Consider the following 23037-nt stretch of genomic DNA (forward strand, 5'->3'; position numbering starts at 1 on the left):
ATTGTCGATCACGATCAGGACGAGTGACATGGCTTCCGCGGACAAGCAGACGGGCAACTTGACCCGAGACATCCTGATCGGCGCCGTCCTGCGGTTCCTCGCCGGCCAGGATCCTGTGCTGCTCGAGAGCAGCCGCGCCGCTCTCGAGCGCGAGATCGACGGCGCTGGACCCGATGCCCTGATCGCACTCGATGAACGGCTGACGATGGACATCGGCTGGGAGTACTACCCAAGAGATCCTCTGGCGCAGCGAATTCACCATCTCCTCGCCGATCGATTCCTCCTGGAAGGCTCCGAGCTGCAGGGGGCCGAACATCTGGCAAGGGTGGTCACTGGGCCGGTGGTCATGTTCGCGAACCACCTGTCGTACGCGGATGCGAACGTCGTCGAGGTTCTGCTGCAGCGGTCGGGCGGCGAGGCGCTGGCGAATCGTCTGACTGCGGTTGCCGGCCCGAAGGTGTTCACGAGCCGGCAACGACGGTTCTCGAGCCTGTGCTTCGGCACGATCAAGGCGCCGCAGAGCGCCGGGGTCTCGTCGGAGGAGGCGACCCTGAGCGCACGAGACGTGGCACGGGCGGCACGGCGCTCCATCGAGGTTGCCCGCGGGAGGCTGCGGGCCGGCGACGTCCTCTTGCTGTTCGGCGAGGGAACGAGAAGTCGAACTGGCGAAATGCAACCGATGCTGGCAGGTGCGGCACGTTATCTGGATGTGCCCGGCGTGTGGGTATTACCGGCCGGCCTGACTGGGTCAGAGCAGTTCTTCCCGATTGACGGCGCGACCATTCGGCCGGCTCGCATCACGATGCGGCTTGGGTGCCCTGCACGAGCCGACGCACTTCTGGCCGGCGCCGACGGGGATCGACGTCTCGTCATGGACGCGATCGGCCTCGCTGTGGCGGAACTGCTCCCGCCGCGGTATGGCGGCGTCTATGCCGACGGCGATTGCTTTCCTGAGGCAAGGCAAGTCCTGGAGGCCGCGAGGCTGACGAGCGCCTGATGAGAGAATCGCGACCGCCTGGGCTTGTCACCATTCGCCGCACGTGCGCATCTCTGGAGGGTGGTGACGGCACGCCGGAACGGACTGCGCCGGCTGCCCAGTCTGAGAGGAGTCCTGCCGTGGAGATGATCGTGACGTTCCCTGGCGGCGCCCGCGTGGACGCCGAGTTCGGGCCTCATACGATTCGCACCGACCAGCCGCCACAGGGCGGCGGCGAAGGGTCGGCGCCGGCACCGTTTGCCCTCTTCCTCGCGTCGATCGGGACGTGCGCGGGGATCTACGTGCTCGGGTTCTGCCGGCAGCGCAGTCTGCCGACCGAGGGAATCCGCCTCGTCCAGCGCATGGTGCCCGACGGCCGGACGGGGTTGATTGGAAAGGTGGAGATCGACATCCAGGTACCGGCCGGATTCCCCGAGAAGTACCACGAGGCGCTGATCCGTGCGGCCAGCCAGTGCGCGGTCAAGAAGCACCTGGAACAGCCGCCGCAGTTCGAGGTCAGGACCGTCGTCGTCTGAACTCTGCGCTATAAAGTGCTTGACACGAACAGGCGCTCCCGTCCATGATCGGCGCATGTCCGGGTCCCGCCTGCTCCGATCGCGCCTGGCCTCGGCCACGCCCCGCCTGTCCGCGCGCGACGACCGCGCCACCGAACACCTGCAGTTCATCCGCGAGACGATGGAGCGGGCAGGGTCGTTCACGGCGGTGTCTGGCGTCGGGCAGACGATCGTTGGCGTCATCGGGCTGTTCGCGGCGTGGATTGCCGGACGGCAGGCCACCCAGGACGCGTGGCTGGCCACGTGGGTGGGCACGGCGGCGCTGTGCGCGGGCGTGGCGGCGGCCGCCATCCGCGCCAAGGCGCGCCGGCTCGGCATCCCGCTCTACTCGGGTCTCGCCCGCCGTTTCGCCCTGACCTTTCTCACGCCTCTTGTCTCGGGCGCCGTCCTCACCCTCGTGCTCTACCTCGATGGCATGACCGCACGGTTGCCCGGGACGTGGCTCCTGCTGTTCGGTACGGCGGTCGTCACCGGCGGCGCGTTGTCCGTCGGCGTCGTGCCGCTGACCGGCGTCGGCTTCATCGCGGCGGCCGGTGTCGCGTTCGCGCTGCCCGCGCCCTGGGGCAACCTCGTCATGGCGGCTGGCTTCGGGCTTCTCAATATCGTGTTCGGGCTCATCATCGCGGTGAAACATGGCGGGTAGACAGCTCATCGCCCGCGCCGGGACACGGCGCGCGGGAAAGGTACGAGAGGGACGGAGGATGCCGGCGCCATCGCTCGACACCGCGTTACGGCCGTTCGACACGCTCGTGCACGAGCGGATGCGCCTCGGGATCCTGAGCGCGTTGGCCGTATCCATGCCGCTCAGCTTCGTGGAGTTGAAGGCGTCACTGCGGACGACCGACGGCAACCTGAGCGTCCACGCCCGGCGCCTCGAGGATGCCGGCTACATCACGTGCACGAAGCGCTTCGAAGGCCGCGTGCCGAAGACCGAGTTCCAAATCACCGACACCGGCCGCCGCGCGCTCGAGACGTACCTCGAGCGGATGGAAGATCTGATTCGGCTGACGCGGGAACGGTAGCCTCTGGTGTCGAGGTGATCGGCCGGCCGTGCCAACTCACACGTTTGCCGGCGTCGTCTGCGGCGTCCGGGCAAGAAACCGGGCGGCCAGCAGCACGAACGCGATCCACAGGGCATCGGCGATCAGCAGGTGCACCATCTGCATCCAGACGGGCGCCAGCAGGACGATGTTGATGAAGCCCGCCAGCACCTGCACGCCCGCGATAATCGCCACGGCGGCGCCGAGTCTGCGGGTGAGGCCGCGTGCCTGAAAGGCCGTGCGGGCTCCGGCGATGGCCAACCCGAGGGCGACAACGACGGTGATGGCCGGGTGGAGCAGCCTGAGGCGAACGAGCAGGTGCGATGTGGCTGAGAAATCGGCTCCGAGCGCATCGGCCAATGATCCTGCCGGATACAGGGTGTCGCCGAGCGCGGTGACGGCCCCGCTGATTCCCGCAATGATGATCGCCAGCGCCCCGCCTGCGACCGTCAACGCGGGCGCGCCACGACGCGGCGCGTTCACCGGTTCGCCGCCGGACAACCAGTAGGCGGTCAGCGCGAGGCAGGCCAGGAGCAGGAACGTGTTGGTGAGATGCGCGGACATGAACAGCGCGCGCGCCATGCTCGCATTCTCGGCGACAAGTTGAAACAGCACGAGCGCGGCGCCGACACCGGCCTCCGCGAGCATGAACACCATGGCCCACGCGGCGCCGCGTCTGGCCGGATGCCCGGGCGCGCACGCTCGCCAGACCCAGATCAGCAATACCGCGACGAACAGCAGCGCCAGTCCGCTCGTCGCGCGGTGCGAGAACTCGACGAGCATCGCGGCGGTCGGCGCCTGCGGCACCACCTCCCCGTTGCAGAGCGGCCAGTGGGCACCGCAGCCGGCTCCAGACCGTGTCGCCCGCACGTAGGCGCCCCACGCAATGACGCCGAGGTTGTACACCAGCACGCCCCAGCCGAACCGAGCCAGTCTGGTCATGGCGGCATCCTCCGTTGGTTGCGCGATCGCCCTATCGATTCGCCAGCAGCCAGGTCGAGGCGAAGGCGAGGCGCGTCATCTTCAGCACCTGGCTGACGTCCAGTTTCTCGATGGTGTCGGACGGCTCATGGTAGCCGTCGAAGTAGTTGCCGAAGAACCGCACGAAGGGCCGGCCCTCGCGGGCGAATTCCCGGTAGTCGCTCCCTCCGCTCTTCCCGTCGGTCCGGTCGAGATGGAGCGCCACGCCGATGCCGCGGGCGGCCTGCGCGAGCACCGGACCGAGATCCGTCGCCGACTCGGCGACGCCGAGTTCGATGAAGTCGGCGGGTTTCACGCTCACGAGGAATTCCGATCCGTGCTCGAGATGCGTCTCGCCCACCAGGGTCCGCAACTCCTGGGCGGTCCATGGATGCCCAATCATGTCGAGATTGAGATAGACCGTCGTCCGCTCGAGCGGCCACAGCGGGTGCTGGACGTAGTACGTCGAGCCGAGGTGGCCTTCCTCTTCACCCGTCCAGAAGGCGAAGATCAACGTCCGCTTCGGTCTGTTCCCGGGTGATGCGAACACCCGGGCGATCTCCAGGACGGCGGCGACGCCCGACGCGTTGTCGTCCGCGCCGGGATACCAGTTGGCACCGGATCGCCCGAGATGGTCCATGTGGGCACCGAGGATGACGGCCTCGTCGCGGTGCGCCGGATCGGCGCCAGGGATCATCCCCACCACATTCCGACTGGCGGTCGCGCGTTCGTCCGCGCTGACCTGGACCGTGACGATTGCGCCGGGCAGCGGCCGGCTCGCCTGCGTGCGCGCCGCGGCGCTCGTCGACCCGACGCCCGCCAGGAGGCGGTCCCCCACGCGCTCCGACACCCGGATCACCGGCGGAAGCGTCCACTCGTTCTCGTGAACCGGCACGAAGAAGGCCGGCACGGGTGCCTGCGCGTTCACGGTCAGAGCCGAGATCGACGCGTCGGTCTCGATCGCTAGCACGGCCCGGGCGCCAAGCGACGACGCGAGCTGCGCCTTCGCCGCAAAACGCGGCCGGGCGTCATCTGCCCCGTACCGGGCGACCAACTCCGGCTTGTTCCACTCGTGACCCGCCGGCAACCCGGCGAGGATCAGGACGATCTTTCCTCTCACGTCGAGACCGCGGTAGTCATCGCGCGCGGGACTGGTCTCACGGATTCCATATCCGGCAAAGACGACGGGCGCCGCGAACTGTTGGGGCGCGAGTTCCGGAAAGAGGCAGTCGATCCCCGATTGGAACGTCTGCGCGTCGGTCGACTCGGGGCGTCGCGTTTCGATCGCCACCCGCCCGGCCATCCGGCTAATCTCGCGCAGCGGCACCAGGTGGAAGTACGGTGCGGACGGGTTGCCCTTCTCCGCCGGTATCGCCGGGGATATGCCCATCAGGGCGAGGCTCGCGGCGAGATACTCGGCGGTCGCGTCGAGGCCGCGCCCGGACAGGCCGCGACCTTCCAGGCTCGGCGCCGAAAGGTACGCGATGTGGGCCGCGAGCGCCGTCGCCCGCAACCCCTCGAGCGCGGTGGCCAGCGGCGGCGTCAGCGGGACGACAGGACCGGACGCGACGAAATCGGCGGAGACCGGCGACACCGGTCTTGCGATCTGCGCAGACCCCACGCCGACGACGGCCGCGGCCAGGGCGATCGGCAACAGGCAACGGGCCTTCATGGCTACTCCCAGCGGAAGAAGAGCACGGGCGGAATCAGCAGCAGGAAGCTGAGCACGATGAGGATCAGCATCAGCGGCAGGAACCACCTGGCCCAGCGTTCCCACGGGATCTTTCCCGCACCCAGCACGCCCATCGTCACCGCGCTCGTCGGGAGGATGGGGTTGATGAACTCGCACAACTGGTAGGCGTAAACCGTGGTCTGGCGGGTGATGCCCACGAGATCCGACAGCGGCGACATGATGGGCATCGTCAGAGCCGCCTGGGCCGTGCCCGAATGGATGAAGAAGTTGATCACGCACTGGATGAGGAACATCACCTGCGCGATGACGCCGCGCGGCAGCAACGACAGCGTGCTCGAGGTCCCGTAGAGGATCGTGTCGAGGATCTTCGCGTCCTGCGCGATCACGAGCAGCGCCCGGGCGCAGGCGATGATGAAGACGACGCCGACCATGTCCTTTGCGCCCGTGACGAACGTCCGGGCCACGCGACTCGGACCGAGCCCTCCGGCGAATCCGAGGACGATGCCCATGCCGAGGAACAGCATCGCGATCTGGTCGATGTACCACTTCCACTTCAGGACACCGACCACGAGCAGCACCATCGAGGCGACGAACAGGGCCAGCGTGGCGACGTGGCGAACGTCCCAGCCCCCGCCCTCCTCCGCCTGAATCGTCACGGCCTCGCGTTCGAGGTCGATGTCGCGGACCGGGCTGATCTCCGGGTTCCGCTTCACCCGCCGCGCGTACCACATCACGTACGCCACCATCACGGCGGTGCCGATGATCCACGAGACCACCCGGTAGCCGAGCCCCGAGTAGAGCGGCACGCCGGCGATGCTCTGCGAGATTCCGACCGTGAACGGATTGAAGAAGGCGGCCGCGAATCCGGCGGCGGCGCCGAGGAAGGGGATGGAGACGCCGACGATCGAGTCGTAACCGAGACGCCGCGCCAGCGGGATGAAGATCAGGACGAACGGAATCACCTCTTCCGACATGCCGAAGATCGATCCCGCGAGCGAGAAGATGATCATCAGCACCGGGACGAGGAATCCCTCGAGGTAGGGCCGCCCGGCAATCGTGGCGACCAGGCGCCTGATCCCGAACTCCACGGCGCCGGTTTCCTGGAAGATCCCGAAGCTCCCGCCAATAAGCAGGAGGAAGCAGATGAGCAGCGCCCCGTCGAGGAAACCCTTGATTGGCGACTCGAGCACCATCTGCGGCCCGAGGTAGACCTTCGACACCTGGTGATAGGTGCCGGCCACGGTCACGGTGCGCACGCCCTCGCTGGTCTGCACCTGGACGCGTTGGTACTCGCCCGACGGCACGAGCCACGACACCGCGAGGACGAGGATCACCAGGATCATCACCACGACGAGCGTGTGCGGCATCGCCAGGCGCTTGAGGAACGGCGTCTCGGTGGCCATACCTACTCGAAGGTGCCCGCCCGCCGGGGCACGCGGTCCTTCATCAGCCATTCGCCCTTCGCGATGACGCCGCAAATCTCCAGCGTCTTCGGCTCGAGCAGGACGACATCGGCGTCGGCACCGGCGGCAAGCTGGCCCTTGCGGCCGAGCTTCAGCGCCCGGGCCGGATTCGCGGTGATCACGCGCATCGCGGTCTCGAGCGGCACCTTCTCCTCGCGCACGGCGTCGCGCACCTCGGCGAAGAGGCTGGTCACCCGCCCAATCTCGAGCCGTTTCAGACGGCCCTGTTCGTCGAACGAGGGCAGGCTGCCCTGACCGTCGGAGGTGAACGTGACCCGCGAGATGTCGACGCCGGCCTCCAGCATCATCCGGAGCCCCTTGCTGCACTTGACCTCGCCGTCGTCGATGAACACGGGCGCGCTCGATGTGGTGAGGTCCACCACGCCGCCCGCTTTCGCGAAGGCCACCCCTTCCTCGAACAGCGCAAGGTTGCGGTTGATGTGCGTCGGCACGAACTGGCTGATCGGAATCTCGGTCTCCTCGACAATGCGACGAATCATCGACAAACCGCGAGGCCCATCACCCATGTGGACGTTCACCACGCCGGCCTTGCCAGAGAGGATGCCTCCCCGCCGTGCCTCGGCGACGGTCCTCGAGAAGGCTTCGAAGGTCGGCTGGGTCGACCGGTGATCCGACAGCGCCACCTCACCGACGCCGATGATCTTGTCGATCAGGATCAGGTCGCGCTCGATGCTGCCGGTCAGCGTCTCCACCGGCACGGCGTAGTAGCCGGTGTACATGAACGTGCTGATGCCCTCATCGTCCAGGCCGCGCGCCTTGGCGAGCAGCGCCGCGAGGCTCCGTGTGACGCCATCGGTGCCCAGACAGCCGACGACCGTGGTGATGCCGCCGCGGATCACGTCGGAGAGCGAGAGTTCCGGTGTGCGGGTCGCGTACCCGCCCTCTCCGCCTCCGCCGGTCACGTGGACGTGGCCGTCGATGAAACCGGGCGTGACGATGAACGACGATGCATCGACCGTCTCGCACCAGGACTGCGAGATCTGAATGTCTTGTTGGATCCGGATGACCCGGCCGCCCGCCATCAGAATGTCGGTGCGGCCGGCCGGGTCTGGCGTGTAGAGTTCGGCGTTCTTGAGCAACAACATGTCGGCACTCCTAAGCTCAGCAGAGCTGAGCGGGAGTGTAGCACGCTACTGCTTCTTGCTCCGTGCCCAGGCCTCGGGCGTGAGCTTGACGATCGGGTCGAGCTTCTTCTTCGCGAGTTCCTGGTTCAACGGCACCAGATCCTTGCCGGTCGCCGTGTCGAACTCCGCGGTCCCGGCATCGAGTTCGGCCGCGAGCACGGCCATCCGATCGATTTGCGATTTCGTCGGCCGGCCATCGAAGCCGTTGACGTTGCCGTACAGCGTCCCGAGTTCCTCGCGAAGCCGCTCGTCGCCCGAGATGCCCTCGCCCTTGCTGGTCGCGACGAGCGCCGTGCGCTGCTTCTCCATCCGTGCCGCGTACGCCTCCAGACGCTTGCGCATCGGATCGGCGGCCGCCAGCTTCGAGGCGCGGGCAGTCGCCTGATCGCGGGCGTCCGTGATGCCCTCGATGACGTACGTCGATCGCTCGACGAGCGCGAAGAGCTTGCCGACAACCTCGCCTTGCACCTGACGACCGGCGGCCGTCGCCTTCGATCGCGGGTCGGACACGAGGCGGATCTGCGTGGTGTACGCGTCCTTGCCCTTGATCAACCTGACCGTGTAGGTGCCCTCTGGCGCCCGTGGCCCCATCAGCGCGTAGAGGTTCGGGATGATCCCCGACCCCGCCGCGAACTGCGGCGGCTTGGACCGCATCGGCCATTCGACGCGATTGATGCCCTTGCGTTTGCCGCCCTGAATCGACGCCAGGAGCTTGCCGGTCGAATCGGACACCTCGATCCTCAGATCGCCGAACAGGTGGCGCTTCTTCAGATAGTAGGTGATGAACGCCGCCTCGGACGGGCTCTGACCCACGAACTCGCCGTCGCCGTTGAAGCCGAAGTCCATCGACCCGTTGACCATCACCTGCGGCCTCACGTCGAGGAACGCGGCATCGGCATCGAGGATCGCCGGCGTCAGCTTCCTGAGCGGCGTGATGTCGTCGATGACGTACAACGATCGCCCGTGCGTCGCGAGGATGACGTCGTGGTCGCGGGGATGGATGGCGATGTCGCGCACGGCCACGTTGGCCAGACCGGACGAGTACTGCCCCCACTGCCGGCCGCCATCCACGGAGATGAACAGGCCGAACTCGGTGCCGACGAACAGGAGGTCTCGGTTGACGAGGTCCTCCTTGACCACATGGACATAGCCCTTCAGGTCTGGCGTCGCCAGCGCCTGCCAGGTCTTGCCAAGGTCGGTTGTCCGGAACACGTACGACTTCAAGTCACCGGTCATGTGGCCGTCGAAGGTCACGTAGGCGGCGGCCTCGCCGAAGTGGCTCGGCTCGACACTGCTCACCCACGTGTTCCTGGGCAGACCCGGCACGTGGGCCACCACGTTGGTCCAGGTCTTCCCGCCGTCGCTCGTCACCTGCAGGTTCCCGTCGTCGGTCCCGACCCAGATCACGCTGCCGTTGCTCGGCGACTCGCCGATCGCGAAGATCGTGCAGTGGTTCTCCGCGGTGGAGTTGTCCGGTGTGAGGCCGCCCGAGTCCGTCTGCTGCTGCTTCGCCGGATCGTTGGTCGTGAGGTCCGGCGAGGTCCGCTCCCACGATTCGCCCTTGTCGCTCGATCGGAAGAGGAACTGCGCCGCGTAGTACATCGTCCCCGACTTGGTCGGGCTCATGTGAATCGGCGTGTTCCAGTTGAAGCGATACTTCGGCTCGCCCTTCTGTGGCGAGGGGCTGATGTCCTTGCTCTCGAGCGTCGAGCGCCGGATCCGAAAGAGGTTTCCGCCCTGGATCTCGTCGTAGATGGTGTCGGTGTCGGTGGGATCCGCGAACGCCCAGAACCCGTCGCCGCCCGACAGCGACTGCCACAGCCGATTCGGAATCCCGCCCGATCGTCGCGACGGCCCGAACCACGAACTGTTGTCCTGGAGGCCGCCGTAGACGTTGAACGGGAACTCCATGTCGAAGCTCACGTGGTAGAACTGCCCGACCGGCAGGCTGCCGACGAACCGCCAGGTGGCCCCGCGGTCCTGCGACACGTATACGCCGCCGTCGGTGCCGGCCAGCAACTGCTCGGTGTTCTTCGGGTTCACCCAGAAGTCGTGCACGTCCGAGTGGTAACTGCTCCCGTACATGCCCATGCCGCCCAGCCCGCTGAACGTCTTGCCGCCGTCGTTGCTGACCGCGGCGATCTGCCCCATCTTGTAGATGCGGTGAGGGTTCAGGGGGTCGACGAGCATCCGTGAGAAGTAGAACGGCCGCGAGTTGACGAGACTCGAGTCGTTGACCTGCGTCCACGTCTCACCGTGGTCGTCCGAGCGGTAGAGCGCGGTCTTCTTCGCTTCGACAGTCGCGTACACGATGTTCGGCTTGGACGGGGAGATGGCAATCGCGATGCGCCCGAGGTCTCCGGCCGGCATCCCGTTCTTGATGGGCTGCCACGTGGAGCCGCCGTCGGTCGAGCGATAGAAACCGCTCTTCGGGCCGCCTGAGGTGAAGAAGTACGGCGTGCGGCGCATCTGCCACATGCCGGCGTACATGGTGTTCGGGGACTCGGGATCCATGGCGAGATCGCCGCATCCGACATCCGGCGCCACATACAGCACCTTGTCCCACGACGTGCCGCCGTCCTTCGTGCGGTACACGCCGCGGTCCGCATGGTCGTCGTACAGGTGACCAGTGGCGCAGACGAACACCGTGCTCGCGTCCTTCGGGTGGACGATGATGCGCGCGATGCGCTCGGTGTCGGCCAAGCCGAGCCTCGACCAGTTCTCGCCCCCGTCGGTCGACCGGTACACGCCGTCGCCCACCGACACGCTGTTGCGAACCCATGTCTCGCCCGTGCCGACCCAGAGCGTCTTCGGGTTCGACGGGTCGATGGCGATCGCACCGATCGACTGGTTGTACTTGTCGAAGATCGGCTTGAACTGCAGCCCTCCGTCAACCGACTTCCAGAGGCCGCCGCCTGCGGTGCCCGCGTAGACCGTGAGACGGTCACCAGCAACGGCCTCGATCGCGGCCACGCGACCGCTCATCGACGCCGGGCCGATCGGCCGCGCTTCCAATCCTCCGAACGTGTCCCCATCAATCTTGACGCCCTGCGCCCCCACCGCCGCCGACACGCAGAGCATCGCACCGAGCACCAAAAAGGCGCATCGCAACGAGTGCATCATGTCAGGCTCCTGTTGTCGGGCTACTGTTTGGCCGCCGTGGGCATCTTGAACCGGGCGCCGTCGATCGGCACGTTCAGCTCGGCTTTCTGGATCGTCATCTTCATCTTCTGCGGGCTGCCCTTCGCGCCCTGTTCGACGGCGAAGGGGATCATGATGCCGTTGACCTCCTTGTAGTCGCCGATCGTGCTCTGGCTCTCGATCTCGGTTCCGCGAACCGTCGTCTTGCCTTCGGTCCTGATCTCGAGGTACTGGTCCGCGTCGAGATAGAGGTACCGGGTGTCACCGTTCTTCAGCGTGACCTTGAGCTTCCAGGCGTCGCTGCCCTCGACCTTCTCCTTGCCGATGAGCTCGACCTTGTGTCCCTTGACCTTGTAGTCCACGAGGGGGCCGTCGAAGTCGGCCTGCTCCTCGACCTGCTTGAGCTGGTCTTCGGGCATCGGCTCGGCGTCCTTCCGCCCGCCGAACGGCATGATCTGCCAGCCCGTCTTGCCGTCGTAGGCCTGGCTGCCGGTCATCCCCTGGATGGTGAAGTCGGTGCGCACCAGATTCGGCCGCTTCTGCTCGACGACGAACGGCGCCTCCATGCCGGGCCCGACCGTCATCGTGCCCGTCAACCGGATGGTCTGCACGGCCTTGAGCTTGTCGGCCCCACCGCGGGCCTGCAGGTTCTTGGCAAGAATCTCATCCAGCGTCTGCGCCGACGCGGGAATGGCCACGAGGGCGCCGAGAGCAAGCAGTGCGAACATGCGACGGAGCATCAACGGCCTCCTTGAACTGGACGGGGGAAGGGGAACACGTGAGGACTCACGAGGGAAACGGCCCATTGGATAAAGATACGAGGGGGACATGGGGAAGTTCCACGGGAAAACGAGTGGGCGCCGTCAGGCACTGAGGCGGAGGATCTCCACCAGCATCGCGACGGCCCGCTCCATGTCCTCGACGTGGATGTGCTCGTCGAGCGAGTGCTCGAGGCGCGCGCCGATACCCACGACGCCCATTTCGATGCCGTGGTTGTTGTAGATCGACGCATCGGTGAATCCGCACACGAGCGCCGGCTTCGCTTGGATACCGAGCGTGGCCAGGGCCTGCTGCGCCGTCCGCACCGTCCACGCATCGTCCGCGATGAACGATGCCTGACAGAGGTTGTTGACTTCGACCGTGACCTCGGCACCGACGCTCTCGACTTCACGGCGGATGGCGCGCACCATCTCGTCGGCCACGGCCTGGCCCTTGTCATGTGTGAGGCTGCGGCACTCGGCGGCGAAGGTGCATGAACCGGGCACGCCGTTGCGGATCATCCCGCCGTGGATGATGCCCACGTTGGCCGTCGTTTCGTGATCGAGACGGCCGATCCTGAGCGCAGCGATTGCCTTCGCGGCGGCCTGGATCGCGTTGATGCCCTTCTCCGGCTCCATGCCCGCGTGCGCAGCCTTGCCCTTGATGGTGACGTCGATGGCGAAGTACGACGGCCCGCCCGTGATGATGGTGTCGAGCGTGTCGTTGTCGAGCAGGAATCCGCGCGTTGCGCTGATCTGGCTGAAGTCCAGGTTCTTGACGCCGATGAGACCGACCTCCTCCTGCCGAGAGATCGCGATCTCGATGGGCGGCCGCTTGGGCGCGATGCGCAGCGCTTCGAGCATCTCGGCGATGCCCGCCTTGTCATCCGATCCGAGGATCGTCTGGCCGCTCGAACGGATCACGCCGTCGGAGAGCACCGGTTCGATCCCCTTGCCGGGTTTCACCGTGTCTCCATGACACGACAGGAGGATGGGGTCAGCCTCGCTCTTCCTCGCCTGCAGCTTCGCGATGAGGTTGCCGTACGCGTCGAGGTGCGCACGGGCGCCGATCTCCTCGAGCCGCGGCAGCAGCCACGCCATGAAGCGCGATTCGTCGCCCGATTCACTGTCGACGCGCACCATGTCCATGAACTGCGCGACCATCCGTTCCGTGTCCATCGACGTACCAAAGCGGTCCTGTAGCGCCATTCGTCACCTCCACCCTGCGACGGTCCTTTTGCCCTGAACATAGCACGCCGGATGATTTCCGGACACACGGCTGAGTTTCCTGTATGCGCGAGTCATTGTAGATGGGACTTAATCGAGCTAAGACCTAAGGAATCCCCACACCGACGGGGTGGCATGGATCTGGCTCGTGCATCCGCCCAGGTTCGCCAGAAACACATTTCAGGAGGTGCGGATGCAGGCTCGCTCGCTGCGTACAGCGCGGGTGGCCTCGGTGCTGCTCGGCGTCTGTCAGTTCATCATCGGCCTTCTCGCGGCAGCGCCATCGCTTGCCGCCGAGCCGCCCGGCAACGCGCCGCCTGCGGTCGTCGCGTCACCGTCAAGCCCGGTGCCCTACGCGGCGATCATCGACAAGGCGGCCGCCCGCCTGGGCGTTGACCCCAGGCTGGTGCGCGCGGTGATCCAGGTGGAATCCGGATTCCAGGCTACCGCGCTCTCACCGCAGGGCGCGATGGGCCTCATGCAGTTGATGCCCGGCACCGTGAAGCGCTACGCGGTCGTCGATCCGTTCGACCCGCGCGCCAACGTCGAGGCGGGGATCAGGCATCTCAAGTCGCTGCTCGATCGGTTCGATCTCTCACTGGCTCTCGCCGCGTATCACGCGGGAGAAACGGCGGTCGATCGCTTCGGCGGCATGCCCCCGTATCGCGAAACCCGCACCTACGTCAGCCAGGTCCTCCGATTGATGAGCGGTTCGACGCCAGACTGATTCGACAGCGCGCCGACGCGCACGGCCCTCCCCACCGGTGTTCTGCTACAATCCGTGGCCGGCACGCCTTCTCGACGAGCGACCCAGCCATGGATGATGTGCGGTCTGACCAGACGCTGCGCGCACTGCTCGACCTCGCCCCGGTGACAATCGCACGATTCGATCCCGGCGGGCGTTTCCTCTACGCCAACCGGGCCTGCGCGGCGCTCCTGGGCCTCGAGACCGGCCAGATCGTCGGGAGGACCATTCGCGAGCTCATCGCGCCGGCGTCGGTGGCGACCGTCTGGGAGCAGCACGTCGTACGCGTCATGGACACTGGGAGCACGATCGATGTCGAAGTCGTGGTTTCCCACGAGCCACGGCGAATCTATCGCACCCACTTCGTGCCTGAGCAAGGGGCCGATGGCCGACCGATCGCGGTGTTGGCGTACGCGACGGACGTCACGGAACGCAAGGCCGCCGACGAAGCCGTGCGGTTGTCGGAAGAGAAGTTCGCGAAGGCGTTCCACGCGACCCCGGATGCCATCAACATCAACCGGCTGTCCGACGGCTTGTTCGTCGACATCAACCCGGGCTTCCAGGCGCTGACCGGATATGCCAGGGATGAGGTGATCGGGCGGACGTCTGCTGACGTCAATATCTGGGCCGACCCGGCTGACCGCGATCGGCTCGTGGCGCACCTGGCGCGTGACGGCCAGATGAACGACCTGAAGGCGCCATTCCGCCTGCGGAGTGGCACCGTCCGCGTGGGAATCATGTCGGCCCGCGTGATCACGCTCGACGGCGAACCGCACATCATCTCCGTGACGCGCGACATTCACGATCGTGAGCAAGCTGAAGAGACGCTGCGCCAGCAGGTCGAGGAACTGGCGGCGCTGGCCGCGCTGGGACAGGCGGTCAACGCCACGCTGTCCCTCGACCAGACCATCGTGGCCGCGCTCGACGGCATGTGCCGCGCTGTGAACCCGGACGTCGCGTTCTTCTTCCTGCGAGAGGATGACGGTCTCGTCCTGAAGCACGTGATGCCGGGATCGTCCCGCGCGCGTTTGGGCACGATTCCCGACCATCGTGTCGGCGAGTGCATGTGCGGGCTGGCGGTGAAGGAGAAGCGGTCGCTCTACTCGGCAGACATCTTCGGCGACCCGCGATGTACGTGGGAGGAGTGCAAGCGGGCCGGGATGCGTTCATTCGCGGCGCTGCCGCTGATCAACGGCGACGACGTCATCGGTATCGTGGGACTGGCGTCGGACACCTCACGCGACTTCGAGGGCCGGGCGCGGTTTCTCGAGACGATGACCGGTCAGATCTCGGTCGCGCTCGCCAACGCCCGGCTGTACGACGAGGTGCACCGCGAGCTTGCCGATCGCCAGCGCGCCGAGGCCGAGCAGGGCCGGCTGCAGGCGCAGTTGCTCCAGGCACAGAAGATGGAATCGGTGGGGCGTCTGGCCGGCGGCGTTGCCCACGATTTCAACAACATGCTCAGCGTCATCCTGGGCCACGCCGAACTCGCCGCCGACACGACGGGATCAGAGGCCATCAACGAACATCTCGAGCAGATCCTGTCGGCTGGCCGCCGCTCGGCTGACCTGACGCGTCAACTCCTCGCCTTCGCCCGCAAGCAGGCCATCAGTCCAAGGGTCCTCGATCTCAACGACACCATGTCGGGCATGCTGAAGATGCTCCAGCGCCTGATCGGCGAGGAAATCGCACTCGTCTGGAGGCCCGGGCCGAGTCTCTGGCCAGTGGTGATCGATCCGTCCCAGGTCGATCAGATCCTCGCAAACCTCGTCGTCAACGCGCGCGACGCGATGGACGGCGTGGGCACGCTGGCCATTGAGACCGCCAACACGGTCATCGACGAGGCGTACGGCGCAGACCCTGTCGAGTGCAGCCCCGGCGAGCACGTGCTGCTGGCTGTGAGCGACACCGGCGCAGGCATGACGCGCGAAGTGCTCGACCACATCTTCGAACCGTTCTTCACGACGAAGGCGTCCGGGGAGGGCACCGGCCTGGGATTGTCCACCGTGTACGGGATCGTGAGGCAGAACAACGGGTTCATCAACGCCTACAGCGAGCCCGGGGCCGGTACGACCATGAAGATCTGGCTGCCGCGCGCCGCGACGGCCGCAGCGCTCGATCGATCGGGCGCGACGGCGGTCACGCCGACGGGCACGGAGACGATTCTGCTCGTCGAGGACGAAGACGCGGTGCTCGAATTGGGCCGCTCGATGCTGACGCGGCTCGGCTACCGTGTGCTGGCCGCCCGTTCGCCGCTGCAGGCCGTCCAACTGATCGCCGAGCTCGGTGGGTCGATTGATCTGCTCATCAGCGACGTGGTGATGCCGGAGATGAACGGCCGCGAACTGGCGGCGCGCCTGACGCTGAGCCTGCCGTCGCTGCGGTGCCTCTTCGTGTCCGGCTATACCGGCGACATCATCTCGCACCGTGGCGTACTCGACGGAAGCGTGCATTTCCTGCAGAAACCGTTCTCGCTCCCGGCGCTCGCGCAGGCCGTCCGCCGCGCCTTGGGCGACTAGCCGCCTACCCACCCGCCCGTCTGGCCCACCGCAGCTTGGCGGCGGTCGCACGCGGGTTCGCCCGGCACTCCTCGGGGCTCGGACGCGCCGGCTCGTCGGCGATGGCCGTGTACCAACCTCCCCGCAGACCTGCCTGGAACGCCTTCTTCACGCGCCGGTCTTCGCCCGAGTGAAACGTGATGATGGCCACGCGCCCGTTTTCGAGAAGGCACTGTGGCAGGTGACGGAGGAGCGTGTCGAGCGCACTGAACTCGTCGTTCACCGCGATGCGCAGCGCCTGGAAGACCCGGCGCACACTGTTTTCGCGCGCCTCGTCGGAGACCTGCGGCAGCGCCCGGCGAATGGCGTCGGCCAGCGTCGTCGTCTGCTCGATGAGCCGACCGGCCAGCGCGTCGGCCAACGTGTCGGCATGCGGTTCGTCGGCGCCCTCCAGGAGCAGGGCTGCCAGTCGATCGCGGCTCGTCCGCTGCAGCAGCTCGGAGGCCGATAGGCCACGCGCAGGATTCATGCGCATATCGAGCGGCCCGGCCGCCTTCACGGAGAATCCGCGGTCCGGTGTGTCGAGTTGCATCGACGACACGCCAAGGTCGGCCAGGACGGCGTGCGCCCCCGCCAGGCCTTCTGCGGCGAGGACCTGCGGCAGGCCAGCGAAGTTCGAGCGCCGCGTGACGAACGCCTCGGGGCCGTGGCCAAGGGCACGCATCCGCGCTTCGGTCCGCGGCAATTCCACCGGGTCCACATCGAGGCCCAGCAGCTTCCCGCCAGGTGCAAGCCGCGCGAGGATCGCCCGGGCGTGGCCGCCGTACCCGAGCGTGCAGTCGACGGCCGTCTCGCCGGCCTTCGGCGCGAGCGCCTGCAGCACCTCGTCGACGAGCACGGCCACGTGCGCGCCGGCCGGTGTCTTCCCCGAGGCACGCACCCTGGCCACCGTCTCCGGATATTTCTCGGGGGACAGTTCCTTGTACTTCTCGTGGAACCGGCGCGGATGGGTGCCGCGGTACCGTGGGCGACGCCGATGAGGCGTGGAGGATTCGTCCGTCACAGCTCGTCGTACTTTCGGTTCGAGCCCCGGGCCTTCTCCACCGGATACCGCACCTCGTTCTGGCGGAGCTTCCTGCGCATGGCAGCCGCGAGGTCAATCTTGGAGTTGTCGGCGAGCTCGAAGAGGAGAATCGCGACGTCTGCGATCTCCGATTCGATCTCCGAACGGTGGTCCACGATGCGGCGGTTCGACTGGTCGGGATCCTGCCAGACGAAGTGCTGGAGCAGTTCGCCCGCCTCAGCCGTGATGGCAACGGCCAACTCCTTCGGGTTGTGGAACTGCTTCCAGTCGCGCGCGTCGCGAAACGCGCGAATCTCCGCGGTCAGGGCGTCGATCGTGGTGGGCATGGGAGCGATCCTAACACCGCACGTCCACCAGCCTGGTTCGGCGGTGCCGTTCTGGTAGAATCGCGCCGGATACCATTTTGGGACAGACGCTCGCGCACGACGTCATCGAGTCGAAGCCGGGCGAGGGCGGAATGGGTGTCGTCTGCCGGGCTCGCGACACGCGACATGGCCGACCGGTGCCGGCTGTTCTCTACGTGCCGCCCGACGTCGCAAGGCTCGTCCATCCCCCGGCTGCTCCTCCGCCCGTCTCGTCATCACCCTCGCCCCGAGGAGAGACGTCATGACGCTCCGTTTGTCCATGGTCCTGTCCGTGGTCGTCGCGGCCGCGCTCTCCGGTCAATCCCGGCCCACGACCATGGAAGAGATGCACAAGCTGCATCAAGACTCGAAGGCCTACATCGCGGTGCTGGAGGACCCGGCACGCGACGCGTACCAGAAGCCGCACGAGGTGGTGATGGCGCTCGGCCTGAAGGAGGGTTCGCGCGGCACGCCGGCGCGACCGGGCGTGTCTATGCCATCGACGTCAGCCCGGAGATGATCCTGCACCTCAATCGCCGAATCAGGGACCTGAGCCTCGACAACGTCCGGACGATCCTCTCCCCGCCGGACGATCCCCTGCTGCCGGCCGCGTCGGTGGACCTCGTATTCATCTGCGACACCTGGCACCACATCGATCAGCGCCCGCACTATTTGGCGCTCCTCCGCAAGGTCCTCAGGTCCGGCGGTCAGATAGCCATCGTCGACTACCAGAAGCAGGACACACCGGGCGGCCCGCCGATGGACATGCGCCTCTCACGCGAGGACGTGCAAAAGGAGTTCGAGCAGGGCGGCTTCCGCATGGTCAAGGAGCATTCGTTCCTGCCGTATCAGTACTTCGTGGTGTTCGCGCCAGCGCCGAAACCGAAGTAAAGTCCCCAGGGTGCAGGGGCGGAGGGTGTGATGAAGCAGATTCGTCGAGGCGCGCTGCTGGGGCTGTTGGCAGGTGCGGTGGTCGGCGTCGGCGCGCAGGGGCCCGGGCAGGCGCCCGGCGGCCCGCGTGAAGGCGCATATCTCTATCGGTTCTCGATGCTCCAGGCCGCGCCCGGTCGGCTGGTCGATCTCATCGACGCACTCGTGAAGCAGGCCCCGCTCGTTGCCGCAAGCGGTGACGAACTGCCCTTCATCGTCCGGCACTCACAGGGCGACCATTGGGACCTGCTCGTCGTGTATCCGATGGGCAGCCTCGCCGAGTTCTACGGCCGTGACCGCGTGGCCAGACGCGCGGCGGTGGCCGGCACGGGCGGCAGCGATCCGACAACGCTCGCCCGCCAAGTCCGTGCAATGTTCTCGTGGCAGGAAGATCTGTTTGTCGCGGGTCCGCCCGTCGAGGCATTCCGGGCGAACGTAAGCGGAATGGGACTGCTGCATTTCGAGATGATGCAGGCGCTTCCAGGCCGGTTCGACGATCTCGTCCAGGAGCGACGCATGGAGAATGCCTTCAACGAAGCTCGCGGACGGGGCCAGACGCTCATCTTCACGCGTGAACAGGGTGCGGCGTGGGACGTGGTGACACTGGGGGCCTACCGGAACTGGCGACACTATGCCGAGAGTGAAACCATCCCACCGGAACTCGCCGAGCAGGCGGCCCGCAAAGCCGGATTCGCCGGCGTCGACCTCGTCGGGCCCTACATGCGGACGCTCATCTCGACGCACCGGGATACCTTGGGGCCGCCGGTCCCGGCGCCCGGACGATAGCCGTTGGCCCCGGTACCAGGACCCGCCGGACGAACGCCCTGCCGACAGCGTCGTCGCGTGTGTTGGCAATAGCGCGGGTGCTTACGCCGTCCGGCGAGCGAGTGCAAAGAGCGACGTACCGCTTCTCGCGCGCCCGCTAAGGGTCAGCTTGGTCTCGGCCTTTGCGATCGCAGCGAACGCCCACGAAAGTGGAGGTCGTGGCGCTCTGACGTAACGCTCGTAGATGGCATCCGGACGCTCACCAACGTGACCCTTGCGACGCCTCCGCTGCCACCGCAGGAGCGGGACGAACGTCCGCCCCCACCAGAGCATCTCTTGGACTTCCAGCCCGGTGCCTTCGCATGCGCGGCGCAGCATTGTCTCGTCGTACCGTCTCCGATGCCCCTGCACCTCGTCGAATTCCGAGAACAGTTCCTGGAGTGCAGGAACGCTCAGCACGACCAGGCCGCCGATCTTCGCCAGGGCCGCCACGTTGGCAACGGCCGACCGGTCATCATCGATGTGTTCGATGACGTCGAGCGCAAGCACGGCATCGAACCTGGGGTGATTCTGCGGCGGCTTCTTCGTGAGGTCCGCCAGAATCAGGCGGCGCGCCCGTTGGTCGAGACGTTCGAGTGCCCGGGTCGAGACGTCGAGGCCCGTCGCGCTGAACCGACGACGCTCCAAAGCAGCCAGCGTGACACCCCATCCACATCCGGCGTCCAGGACGTCGGCCGGCGGCATCACGAACGCACGGTCCAGCAAGGCGAGGGTGAGCCGCGCGCGCGCCTGCCACCAGGGATGTCGCTCGATCTCGCCGGCGAGGCGGACGAGCATCTCCTCGTCCATGCCTGCGCCTGCATCACCGACCGACCAGCGCTCGATCATGATGGCCGTGGCCCGGACGGTGGGATTGAAGCGTCCCGACCGGTCGAAATCACGCCGGTCCGCCTGACATCGGCAGTGATGTAGCCCGGCCGTCCCTTGGCTTCCAGGAAGATCCTCCGCAGATACTCGCCGATGATGCCGAGGCTGAGGAGTTGCACGGACGCCATCACCAAAACGACGATCATGAGGCTGGCCCAGCCCGGCGGCGTCGTCTTCATGACGAAGAACCCGGCGAGCGCCCACGCAATCAGCACGACCGACACGGCGGCAAACACCAGGCCGCAGTAGGTTGCGATCAACAGGGGACGGCCGCTGAAGCCGACGAGTCCATCGAGCGCGAGGTGCACGAGGCGGCGGAGTGTGTACTTGGGCCGACCTCGGAAGCGTTCCGCGCGCGGACACTCGACGCCCACCTGACGGAAGCCAACGAATGCCCTCAGGCCGCGGACAAACCGGTTCCGTTCCGGCAGGCTGCGGAGCGCAACCACGACCCGGCGGTCCATCAGCGAGAAGTCGCCACTGTCGAGCGGGATCTCCAGTTCGCTCACCCACCGCAGCAATCGATAGAAGGCGCGGTACGCCATTCGCTTGAGGAGGGATCCCTGCCGTCTCGAGCGGACCGCGTAGACGACGTCCGCGCCTGATCTCCACGCTGCCAACAGGCGGGGGATCGCCTCGGGCTCGTCCTGCAGATCGCCGTCCATGACAACCGTGGCCCGCGCTTCGGCGTGCTCGAGGCCGGCGCAAATGGCAGGCTGGTGGCCGAAATTCCTGCTGAGATGAACGACCGTCACCCGGGGATCCGACTCGTGCAGACCGTCCAGCGTCGCGCCGCTGCCGTCGGTGCTACCGTCGTTGACGAAGATGATCTCGTGGGAGGTCGAGGACACGGTGAGGACCGCAGTGAGGCGCCGATACAACTCGGCCAGGTTCTCGCTCTCGTTGAAGACGGGAATGACCACGTCGACCTCCGCCCGATCGCGCTCACTCATCGGCCGACTCCCTTTGCGGGCACCGACCCGGCGGGCCCGGAGGCGGAACGGAGGAGCACCAACTTCGGTGCTCCCACGTCTACTGCCCAAAATCGCAGCGCCGTCACGTCAGGTCCGCAGGATGCGGTCCCGCTCCACCCGTAGTTGATGCCGGGTGAGGCGTTCAATGCGGCCGCCGCGTCGGGCCGCGACTGGGACGGGAACAGCACCGTGCAGGCGACGTCGCGCCCATTGGCGGTTCGCGCCGTCACCAGTACCGTATCACACGCCTCCTGCCGCCCCGGCAGGTAGCACCATCCGGCCGCCGCTACTCCGCCCCCGGCCTGCGGGACGACCGTGTCGACCCAGCCGACATCCTGCCTGAGCGATTCGTCGCGCGCCACGGCCGACAGGTCGCGGAACAACGGGGGACGGACGTACCCACGGTGGTCGAGCCATCGTCCGAGCCAACGCGTGGAACCGTCCGAACTGCCGTACCAAATGAGACGCTTGATATCCGGCTGGGGAGTCACATCGATCAGCCAGAGCGCTGCCTTCGCTTGCAGTCGTTCGGTGTGGAGCTTCGGGTACTCTGGAAACGCGGCCGTCGAGGCAAGTGCATGCAGCAACATGAACCCGACGCCAGCCGCAGCACCACAGAGAACGGCCATCCTCCGCAGCACCGTTCCGGGTCTGATGGCATCCGTCCGGGTCAGGAGCAGGGCCACGATGTGGAGCAGGCCGACATGAACCCACAACGCAAATGCGACATAGCGGGGCGCGAGGGAGTAGCTCGGAGAGAATCCCAACCGCCCTGCGACGATGAGCACACCAGAGAGCAATCCAAATCCCAGAAAGGCAAGCCACGGCGCAGCGGCGGCCAGCAGTCCCTGAGCACGGCGATGTCTCACCAGGACGCCAAGCACCGTCGCCGCCACGGCGAGTTCGACTCCACCGAACAGCGCCGGCACGGCGACGTGGCTCGGCGACCCGTCGTAGACGGACGAACCGAAGTACAGAAGAAATGCCCGAACCGCATCCCAAGGATGCTCCAGCGCGATGGTCATCTTCGGATGCCACGGCGGTCGCTGGTAACCGTGGAAGTAGGCCCACGCGGCGAGCACGCCGCAGCCGACCCAGAACGCCACCGCCGCGATGCCAGCGTGCCGGCGCAGACGAGCGGGGCGTCTCGAAATCTCAACCGATTCCACGACCAGCGGAACGAAGATCCACAGGCTGAGCCCGTTCGAGAAGGAGTACATCCCGACGACACAGCACAGCGCGGCGACAACGCGCTTCGCCCACGCCCGCCAGCCAGAGTACGCCACCAGGATCCCAAGCGCCAGGCACAAAGGCGGCACGAACACGATGAACTGGATGCCCCACAGGGGGTTCTGGTATTGGACGAGCGAATAGAGCATCAGCGACGTACCGGCAAGAACGAGCAGGCGGATCTGAAGCGTCGTCTTGAGCGTCTGTCGGGCCACGAAATACAGCGCGGCCAGCAGCGCAGCCATGATGCCCTGCTGAAGGAACAGCTCGGCCTTGACGTTCCAATTGGTGAGGAGCGCGAGCCCGAAGATCACCAGCTTTGGAAACGGCAGTCGGCTCTCGTTGACCTGGCAGAAGAGATCGCTCCATTCCCATTGTGCGGACACCAACTTCCTGAACACAAGGACCATGTGCCAGGAATCGTGCACCGGGACGTCCACGCCGTAGCGCCAGACGACCCATAGCATCAAGGCGGCTGGTGCACAAGCCAGGCAAACGAGCGCCGCGGTCTCGCCGCGTTGACGGTGTGGCCCTGTCGTGTCGGCGGGCCCGATTGCAGGAG

The 23037-nt window shown here is 66.6% G+C and carries 21 protein-coding genes; 9 read left to right on the plus strand and 12 right to left on the minus strand.

What is annotated here, in order from left to right:
- Positions 1-28 precede the first annotated feature (28 nt).
- The 4 genes from VGK32_05175 to VGK32_05190 all read left to right on the plus strand — a co-directional run bounded on the left by VGK32_05175 (position 29) and on the right by VGK32_05190 (position 2573).
- Positions 29-997 (plus strand): lysophospholipid acyltransferase family protein, encoded by a 969-nt coding sequence (locus VGK32_05175; protein HEY3381138.1) that lies wholly within the window; start codon positions 29-31, stop codon positions 995-997.
- Between the two features lie 125 nt (positions 998-1122).
- On the plus strand, positions 1123-1512 hold the full coding sequence (locus VGK32_05180) for an OsmC family protein (protein HEY3381139.1): 390 nt from the start codon (positions 1123-1125) through the stop codon (positions 1510-1512).
- A gap of 55 nt (positions 1513-1567) precedes the next feature.
- A complete protein-coding gene (locus VGK32_05185; GenBank protein ID HEY3381140.1) occupies positions 1568-2194 on the plus strand; it encodes a hypothetical protein in 627 nt (208 codons plus the stop codon).
- Positions 2195-2252: 58 nt separating this feature from the next.
- Complete coding sequence (locus VGK32_05190; protein HEY3381141.1) at positions 2253-2573, plus strand: transcriptional regulator; 321 nt, start codon at positions 2253-2255, stop codon at positions 2571-2573.
- Positions 2574-2609: 36 nt separating this feature from the next.
- Here VGK32_05190 and VGK32_05195 read toward each other — a convergent pair whose 3' ends face one another.
- From VGK32_05195 to VGK32_05225, 7 genes are all read right to left on the minus strand, one after another.
- Positions 2610-3533: a COX15/CtaA family protein gene (locus tag VGK32_05195; GenBank protein HEY3381142.1), complete on the minus strand. Its 924-nt coding sequence runs from the start codon at positions 3531-3533 to the stop codon at positions 2610-2612.
- A gap of 31 nt (positions 3534-3564) precedes the next feature.
- Positions 3565-5223 (minus strand): M20/M25/M40 family metallo-hydrolase, encoded by a 1659-nt coding sequence (locus tag VGK32_05200; protein HEY3381143.1) that lies wholly within the window; start codon positions 5221-5223, stop codon positions 3565-3567.
- Between the two features lie 2 nt (positions 5224-5225).
- The gene (locus tag VGK32_05205; GenBank protein HEY3381144.1) at positions 5226-6647 is read right to left on the minus strand and encodes a Na+/H+ antiporter NhaC family protein; all 1422 of its coding nucleotides are present in this window, start codon (positions 6645-6647) and stop codon (positions 5226-5228) included.
- A 2-nt stretch (positions 6648-6649) separates the two neighbouring features.
- A complete protein-coding gene (iadA, locus tag VGK32_05210) occupies positions 6650-7813 on the minus strand; it encodes a beta-aspartyl-peptidase (protein HEY3381145.1) in 1164 nt (387 codons plus the stop codon).
- A gap of 45 nt (positions 7814-7858) precedes the next feature.
- A complete protein-coding gene (locus VGK32_05215; GenBank protein ID HEY3381146.1) occupies positions 7859-10975 on the minus strand; it encodes a hypothetical protein in 3117 nt (1038 codons plus the stop codon).
- Between the two features lie 20 nt (positions 10976-10995).
- The gene (locus VGK32_05220; GenBank protein HEY3381147.1) at positions 10996-11733 is read right to left on the minus strand and encodes a hypothetical protein; all 738 of its coding nucleotides are present in this window, start codon (positions 11731-11733) and stop codon (positions 10996-10998) included.
- Positions 11734-11856: 123 nt separating this feature from the next.
- A complete protein-coding gene (locus tag VGK32_05225) occupies positions 11857-12960 on the minus strand; it encodes a M20/M25/M40 family metallo-hydrolase (protein HEY3381148.1) in 1104 nt (367 codons plus the stop codon).
- 211 nt (positions 12961-13171) lie between these two features.
- On the opposite strand from VGK32_05225, the gene VGK32_05230 reads away from it, so the two are divergent.
- Together VGK32_05230 and VGK32_05235 are read left to right on the plus strand one after the other, a co-directional pair.
- Positions 13172-13705, plus strand: a complete 534-nt coding sequence (locus VGK32_05230) for a lytic transglycosylase domain-containing protein (GenBank protein HEY3381149.1) — start codon at positions 13172-13174, stop codon at positions 13703-13705.
- Between the two features lie 89 nt (positions 13706-13794).
- Positions 13795-16242 carry a PAS domain S-box protein gene (locus tag VGK32_05235; GenBank protein HEY3381150.1) on the plus strand — a complete coding sequence of 816 codons (2448 nt, stop codon included), beginning with the start codon at positions 13795-13797 and terminating at the stop codon, positions 16240-16242.
- A 4-nt stretch (positions 16243-16246) separates the two neighbouring features.
- On the opposite strand, the gene rsmH is transcribed toward VGK32_05235, so the two are convergent.
- Both rsmH and VGK32_05245 read right to left on the minus strand, forming a co-directional pair.
- Positions 16247-17284, minus strand: a complete 1038-nt coding sequence (gene rsmH / locus VGK32_05240; protein ID HEY3381151.1) for a 16S rRNA (cytosine(1402)-N(4))-methyltransferase RsmH — start codon at positions 17282-17284, stop codon at positions 16247-16249.
- Positions 17281-17631 carry a nucleotide pyrophosphohydrolase gene (locus VGK32_05245; GenBank protein HEY3381152.1) on the minus strand — a complete coding sequence of 117 codons (351 nt, stop codon included), beginning with the start codon at positions 17629-17631 and terminating at the stop codon, positions 17281-17283. The genes rsmH and VGK32_05245 overlap by 4 nt, the downstream gene beginning before the upstream one ends.
- 280 nt (positions 17632-17911) lie before the next feature.
- Here VGK32_05245 and VGK32_05250 point away from each other — a divergent pair, with 280 nt between their 5' ends.
- Genes VGK32_05250 through VGK32_05260 form a run of 3 tightly spaced genes read left to right on the plus strand, consistent with a single transcriptional unit; the run spans position 17912 to position 19365 of the window.
- Positions 17912-18169: a hypothetical protein gene (locus tag VGK32_05250; GenBank protein ID HEY3381153.1), complete on the plus strand. Its 258-nt coding sequence runs from the start codon at positions 17912-17914 to the stop codon at positions 18167-18169.
- Positions 18148-18540 (plus strand): class I SAM-dependent methyltransferase, encoded by a 393-nt coding sequence (locus VGK32_05255; protein ID HEY3381154.1) that lies wholly within the window; start codon positions 18148-18150, stop codon positions 18538-18540. The genes VGK32_05250 and VGK32_05255 overlap by 22 nt, the downstream gene beginning before the upstream one ends.
- Positions 18541-18570: 30 nt before the next feature.
- Positions 18571-19365, plus strand: a complete 795-nt coding sequence (locus VGK32_05260) for a hypothetical protein (GenBank protein HEY3381155.1) — start codon at positions 18571-18573, stop codon at positions 19363-19365.
- An 81-nt stretch (positions 19366-19446) separates the two neighbouring features.
- On the opposite strand, the gene VGK32_05265 is transcribed toward VGK32_05260, so the two are convergent.
- From VGK32_05265 to VGK32_05275, 3 genes are read right to left on the minus strand one after another with little or no spacing between them, the layout of a single operon-like run.
- Positions 19447-20232, minus strand: a complete 786-nt coding sequence (locus tag VGK32_05265; protein ID HEY3381156.1) for a class I SAM-dependent methyltransferase — start codon at positions 20230-20232, stop codon at positions 19447-19449.
- Entirely contained in the window at positions 20229-21224 is a 996-nt protein-coding gene (locus VGK32_05270) for a glycosyltransferase family 2 protein (protein HEY3381157.1), read from the minus strand. The genes VGK32_05265 and VGK32_05270 overlap by 4 nt, the downstream gene beginning before the upstream one ends.
- A complete protein-coding gene (locus tag VGK32_05275) occupies positions 21221-22942 on the minus strand; it encodes a hypothetical protein (GenBank protein HEY3381158.1) in 1722 nt (573 codons plus the stop codon). The genes VGK32_05270 and VGK32_05275 overlap by 4 nt, the downstream gene beginning before the upstream one ends.
- Between the last annotated feature and the right edge of the window lie 95 nt (positions 22943-23037).

The organism is Vicinamibacterales bacterium (genome assembly GCA_036504215.1).
Classification (GTDB): Bacteria; Acidobacteriota; Vicinamibacteria; order Vicinamibacterales; family Fen-181; genus FEN-299.

Bases quoted from the DNA above. Each gene is read 5' to 3' on its own strand.
- VGK32_05235 (HEY3381150.1), top strand. From the start codon at position 13,795: ATGGATGATGTGCGGTCTGACCAGACGCTGCGCGCACTGCTCGACCTC.
- VGK32_05225 (HEY3381148.1), bottom strand. From the start codon at position 12,960: ATGGCGCTACAGGACCGCTTTGGTACGTCGATGGACACGGAACGGATG.
- VGK32_05190 (HEY3381141.1), top strand. From the start codon at position 2,253: ATGCCGGCGCCATCGCTCGACACCGCGTTACGGCCGTTCGACACGCTC.
- VGK32_05175 (HEY3381138.1), top strand. From the start codon at position 29: ATGGCTTCCGCGGACAAGCAGACGGGCAACTTGACCCGAGACATCCTG.
- VGK32_05215 (HEY3381146.1), bottom strand. From the start codon at position 10,975: ATGATGCACTCGTTGCGATGCGCCTTTTTGGTGCTCGGTGCGATGCTC.
- VGK32_05275 (HEY3381158.1), bottom strand. From the start codon at position 22,942: ATGCTATGGGTCGTCTGGCGCTACGGCGTGGACGTCCCGGTGCACGAT.
- VGK32_05195 (HEY3381142.1), bottom strand. From the start codon at position 3,533: ATGACCAGACTGGCTCGGTTCGGCTGGGGCGTGCTGGTGTACAACCTC.
- VGK32_05250 (HEY3381153.1), top strand. From the start codon at position 17,912: ATGACGCTCCGTTTGTCCATGGTCCTGTCCGTGGTCGTCGCGGCCGCG.
- VGK32_05185 (HEY3381140.1), top strand. From the start codon at position 1,568: ATGTCCGGGTCCCGCCTGCTCCGATCGCGCCTGGCCTCGGCCACGCCC.
- VGK32_05245 (HEY3381152.1), bottom strand. From the start codon at position 17,631: ATGCCCACCACGATCGACGCCCTGACCGCGGAGATTCGCGCGTTTCGC.
- VGK32_05205 (HEY3381144.1), bottom strand. From the start codon at position 6,647: ATGGCCACCGAGACGCCGTTCCTCAAGCGCCTGGCGATGCCGCACACG.
- VGK32_05270 (HEY3381157.1), bottom strand. From the start codon at position 21,224: ATGAGTGAGCGCGATCGGGCGGAGGTCGACGTGGTCATTCCCGTCTTC.
- VGK32_05265 (HEY3381156.1), bottom strand. From the start codon at position 20,232: ATGATCGAGCGCTGGTCGGTCGGTGATGCAGGCGCAGGCATGGACGAG.
- iadA (HEY3381145.1), bottom strand. From the start codon at position 7,813: ATGTTGTTGCTCAAGAACGCCGAACTCTACACGCCAGACCCGGCCGGC.
- VGK32_05260 (HEY3381155.1), top strand. From the start codon at position 18,571: ATGAAGCAGATTCGTCGAGGCGCGCTGCTGGGGCTGTTGGCAGGTGCG.
- VGK32_05200 (HEY3381143.1), bottom strand. From the start codon at position 5,223: ATGAAGGCCCGTTGCCTGTTGCCGATCGCCCTGGCCGCGGCCGTCGTC.
- VGK32_05230 (HEY3381149.1), top strand. From the start codon at position 13,172: ATGCAGGCTCGCTCGCTGCGTACAGCGCGGGTGGCCTCGGTGCTGCTC.
- VGK32_05180 (HEY3381139.1), top strand. From the start codon at position 1,123: ATGATCGTGACGTTCCCTGGCGGCGCCCGCGTGGACGCCGAGTTCGGG.
- VGK32_05220 (HEY3381147.1), bottom strand. From the start codon at position 11,733: ATGCTCCGTCGCATGTTCGCACTGCTTGCTCTCGGCGCCCTCGTGGCC.